The following is a 4,532-nucleotide window of genomic DNA, read 5'->3' as shown; positions in this document are numbered from 1 at the left end:
TACCTCTGCGCCGTCGACCCTGCCTACATCGGCGCGCTGTCCGACGCATCGGTGTACACGCTGAGGTTGCAGGGCGGACCGATGACCGATGCGGAACAGAAGGCGTTCGAGGGGTCGCCGTACTTCTCCGACGCGATCCCGCTGCGCCGGTGGGACGACATGGCCAAGGACGCGAACGCACATACGCCTGCGTTCGACGACTTCGCCGCGGCGGTCAGTGCGGTCGCGGCGCCTGCTTGACCAGATTGCTCACGTCACGGGAATTGCGCACCGTGAACGCGACGGCGTCGCCGCGGTAGCGGTCGTCGGACCATTCGATCGGCGCACCACTCGGGTCCGTGGTGCGCCTGCGCTCTCGTAGCAACGGCGTCCGTGGCCGCACGTCGAGCAACCGCGCGTCGGCTGCGGTCGCAGGGATGGAATCGATGGTGTGCACGGCCGCATGCAGCACTACGCCGAGTTCGTCGAGCCGATCGGTGATCGATTCGGTGTCCAACTGGATTCCTGGCAGCACCGCGCCGACGCGTTCGATGTACGCGGTGCGTTCGATCATCACCGGTTCGGCGTTGAGCAGCCGAACCCTGGTCAAGTGGTAGACCTTGGCGCCGTCGGCGAGTTCGAGCTGGTCGCGTTCATCCTCGGTGGCCCGGCGCAACTCCAGCGCGACCGTACGGCTGGTGGGGATCTCGCCTGCCGCGCGGGCCCACCTCGAGAAACTCGTCAACTCCACGAAGCTCTGCAGCCGAGGCGTCGCCAGTACGGTTCGGCGGGCTCCGCGGCGTGACGAGACCACGCCGTCGGCACGCAGCTGAGCGAAGGCCTGCCGGATCGTTCCCCGCGACACGTCGTAGTGCGCGGCCAGTTCGCTTTCCGATGGCAGCGGAGCCCCGTCTCCGTACGCCTCCGCGGTGATCTGATCTACGAGATCGGCGGCGATCTGGCGATATCGTGCGGCCGGCTCGGCTGACTGGCTCACGCGGTCAGCGTACCAACGCGGAACCCGCGGCTCGGTAACACTTTGCCACGACCGCAGAGCTGCGAAAGCGGCTCTACTGTTCGGGGTTTCAGCGCGAATACGTAATGCCGATTTAGCCTCCCGTACACGTGGTTCGTGCTTACTATTCCCCGACTTGTCCAGCCAAGTTGGACATCCCAAGTTAGACACCGCCGAGCGACGAGGAGACGTCGTGTTCGCATCCCGAACCCGAGTTGCAGCATTCACCACCACAGCCGCCCTGGCCTGCGCCCTATTGGCCGCGTGCGGCTCGGCCCCGCAAAGCTCCACCGGTTCGGCAGGGGGCGCCGACGCCAAGACCGCGACGTCCGTCGCCGACTTCGGCGGACTGGACAAGCTGGTCGAGGCAGCCAAGAAGGAAGGCACGCTGCACACGATCGCGCTGCCGCCGGACTGGGCCAACTACGCCGAGATCATCAAGACGTTCCAGGACAAGTACGGCATCAAGATCGACAACGAGAACCCGGACGGGTCGAGCTCGGATGAGATCAACGCGGTGAAGACGCGCAAGGGTCAGGACCGCGCACCCGACGTCCTCGACCTCGGGCAGTCATTCGCCGCCAGCGGCGCCCAGGAGGGGTTGTACGCGCCCTACAAGGTCGCGACGTGGGACAGCATCCCCGCCGAGCAGAAGGACCCGGACGGCAAGTGGGTCAACGACTACGGCGGGTACGTGTCGATCGGTTGCGACGCCGCCAAGGTCAAGGTGTGCCCGCAGACGTTCGCGGATCTGCTCAAGCCCGAGTACAAGGGCCAGGTCGCCCTGAACGGCAACCCGACCAAGTCCGGTTCCGCCTACGCAGGCGTCTACGCTGCCGCGCTGGCCAACGGTGGCTCGTTCGACGACATCACGCCGGGCATCGAGTTCTTCGGCAAGCTCAAGGCCTCGGGCAACTTCAACCCGGTTGAGTCGACGCCTGCGACCGTTGAGAAGGGCGAGACGCCGATCAGCATCGACTGGGACTACCTCAACGTCGGCTATGCGGACGAGTTCAAGGGCAAGGGTGTCGACTGGAAGGTCGCCGTTCCCGCCGACGGAATCTTCGCGCAGTACTACTCGCAGGCCATCAACAAGGACGCGCCGCATCCGGCCGCCGCACGGCTGTGGCAGGAGTTCCTGTTCAGCCCCGACGGCCAGAACCTCTGGCTGAAGGGCTATGCGCGACCGGCCACGCTCGCCGCGATGACCGCCGCGGGCACCGTCGACGCCGCCGCGGCGGCCAAGCTGCCCAAGGTCGAGGGCACGCCCAAGTTCCCAAGCGAGGCACAGGCGGCCAAGGCCAAGGACGCCCTTGCCAATGGCTGGGCCGCCGCCATGGCCGGGTGACCTGACCCGATGGCAATAGCCACACCCACCATTGCGCCCGGCCCGGACAAGACCGCCGGGCCGGCGCGCAAGAAAACCGGGCAGGCGTCCCGGTCCTGGCTGGCGGCACTGCCGCTGCTGCTGTTCCTTGCTTTGGCGTTCGGCATCCCCGCGATCGCCGTGCTGATCGGGGCATTCACCGTCGAGGACCCGGTCAACAACACCTCGCGTCTCGGTATCGACAACATGACCGAAAGCCTGCAGGGCGCGTACCGCACCGCATTGTGGGCCAGCGTGAAACTCTCCGCGTTCGTCGCCGTCGTCGGGGGCGTGCTCGGCACGTTCCTCGCTCAGGCAGTCGTCGCGTCGAGGGGAACCTTCCTTCGTGAGGCAGTGCTGACGGCATCCGGCGTGCTGGCCAACTTCGGTGGCGTTCCGCTCGCCTTCGCCTGGATTGCCACCCTCGGCAATGCGGGACTGCTCACGACGATGTTCGGTCTCGGCCGCACGGGGTTCAGCCTGTACACGTTCTGGGGACTGGCCATCGTCTACCTGTACTTCTCCATTCCGCTGATGGTGGTGGTCATGACGCCTGCGTTGGACGGCCTGCGCCCGCAGTGGCGGGAGGCCGCCCTCAACAACGGCGCCAGCGGTTGGCAGTACTGGCGCCACGTCGGCATCCCCGTGCTGACACCGGCCCTGATCGGTGGCATGGTGTTGTTGTTCGGTGGCTCGTTCGCCGCTTACGCCACCGCGGCGGCCATGGTGGGTGCCACCGTTCCGCTCGTCACCCTGCAGATCGCCGATGCGCTGTCCGGCAACGTCCTCGTCGGGCACGAGAACCTGGCGTTGGCGTTGAGCCTCGACATGGTCATCGTCGCCGGGCTCGTGATGGCGATCTACCTGCCACTGCGGAATAGGAGCTCCCGATGGCTGGAATGACGACCGCGATCCGGCGGCCTGGCCTCGGGCGCGCAGGCGTACTCGCAATTTCGGCGGTGTACTTCCTGGTACCGCTGGCCGCGTCCTTCTGGTTCACCATCCACAACGACGCCACCGGATTCTCGTTCGCGACCTATGGCGACATCCTCACGTCCGATGGGTTCACCCAATCACTGTTCATGTCACTGGGATTGGGCGTCACGACCATCGTCGTGGTGCTGGCGTTGATGTTGCCCGCCATGCTCGCCGTCCGACTCGGCGCCCCCAGGCTCGGTCAGGTGCTCGAAGTGGTCTGCACACTGCCACTGGTGGTGCCGCCGATCACCTTCGTCGCGGGCATCAGCACCGTATTGCGTTGGGCACCTGATCAACTGGCATCGACCCCGTTCTGGGCGACGCTGATCGCGATCCAGAAACCGAGTTTTCCGATCGTCCTCGTACTCGCCTATGTCGTGCTGGCCACGCCGTTCGTCTACCGCTCGCTGGACGCCGGTCTCCGTGCCATCGACGTGAAGACGCTGGTGGAGGCCGCCCGCAATCTCGGCGCGGGCTGGACCACCGTGATGTTCAGGACCATCCTGCCCAACCTGCGCACGTCCATCGCGAGCGCGGCGTTCCTCACCCTGGCGCTGGTGTTGGGCGAGTACACCGTCGCCGTACTGCTTGGCTTTCGGCCGTTCGCGGTGTGGATCGTCACGATCTCGGGGGCGAATGCGCAACTGTCCGTTGCAGTCTCGCTGCTCAGCTTGATCGTCACCTGGGCATTGCTACTCGTCGTATCCGGCGTGGGAAGGAAACGCACATGACCTCACGAGTGGAGCTCCGGAAACTCCGCCGTGCCTTCGGCGATCTGGTGGCACTCGACGACCTGGACCTGACCATCGAGGCGGGTGAACTCGTCGCCCTGCTCGGACCCTCGGGGTGCGGCAAGACCACGGCGCTGCGCTGCGTTGCCGGTTTCGAGCGGCCCGACAGCGGTGCCGTCATCGTCAACGACAAGGACATCACGAAGGTGCCCGCCAACCGGCGCGACGCCGGCATGGTGTTCCAGTCCTACAGCCTCTTTCCGCACCTCTCCGCACGCGACAATGTCGGATTCGGCATGCGCATGCGCAAAGTCGCTGCCGCCAAACGACATTCCCGCGCTGACGAGCTTCTCGAGCTCGTCGGCCTGCCCGGTGTGGGCGATCGCTACCCGCACCAGCTCTCCGGTGGACAGCAACAACGCGTCGCCCTGGCGCGCGCGCTGGCCATGGAGCCCAGCGTGCT

The 4,532-nt window shown here is 66.2% G+C and carries 5 protein-coding genes and 1 pseudogene; 5 read left to right on the top strand and 1 reads right to left on the bottom strand.

All coding sequences use genetic code 11. From position 1 onward, the window contains the following. A pseudogene (locus tag QOC69_RS21575) lies at nt 1-240 on the top strand (HD family phosphohydrolase); the annotation flags it as partial. On the opposite strand, the gene QOC69_RS21570 reads toward QOC69_RS21575, so the two are convergent. Beyond that, nucleotides 215-976: a GntR family transcriptional regulator gene (locus QOC69_RS21570; protein WP_526443371.1), complete on the bottom strand. Its 762-nt coding sequence runs from the start codon at nt 974-976 to the stop codon at nt 215-217. The pseudogene QOC69_RS21575 and the gene QOC69_RS21570 overlap by 26 nt on opposite strands. Before the next feature lie 211 nt (nt 977-1,187). Here QOC69_RS21570 and QOC69_RS21565 point away from each other — a divergent pair, with 211 nt between their 5' ends. The 4 genes from QOC69_RS21565 to QOC69_RS21550 form a co-directional block, all read left to right on the top strand. Beyond that, complete coding sequence (locus QOC69_RS21565; protein ID WP_526443369.1) at nt 1,188-2,342, top strand: ABC transporter substrate-binding protein; 1,155 nt, start codon at nt 1,188-1,190, stop codon at nt 2,340-2,342. A 9-nt stretch (nt 2,343-2,351) separates the two neighbouring features. Next, nucleotides 2,352-3,263, top strand: a complete 912-nt coding sequence (locus QOC69_RS21560; protein ID WP_526443367.1) for an ABC transporter permease — start codon at nt 2,352-2,354, stop codon at nt 3,261-3,263. Next, nucleotides 3,251-4,069, top strand: a complete 819-nt coding sequence (locus QOC69_RS21555) for an ABC transporter permease (RefSeq protein ID WP_526443365.1) — start codon at nt 3,251-3,253, stop codon at nt 4,067-4,069. The genes QOC69_RS21560 and QOC69_RS21555 overlap by 13 nt, the downstream gene beginning before the upstream one ends. Continuing rightward, nucleotides 4,066-4,532 (top strand): ABC transporter ATP-binding protein (locus QOC69_RS21550; protein WP_526443363.1); only part of this gene is annotated, 467 nt, incomplete at its 3' end. The genes QOC69_RS21555 and QOC69_RS21550, both read left to right, overlap by 4 nt.

Source organism: Mycobacterium sp. (assembly GCF_032162105.1).
In the GTDB taxonomy this organism is placed as follows: domain Bacteria; phylum Actinomycetota; class Actinomycetes; order Mycobacteriales; family Mycobacteriaceae; genus Mycobacterium.
Note: the sequence above shows the minus strand (reverse complement) of the source record. Positions and strands in the feature narration are given on the sequence as shown.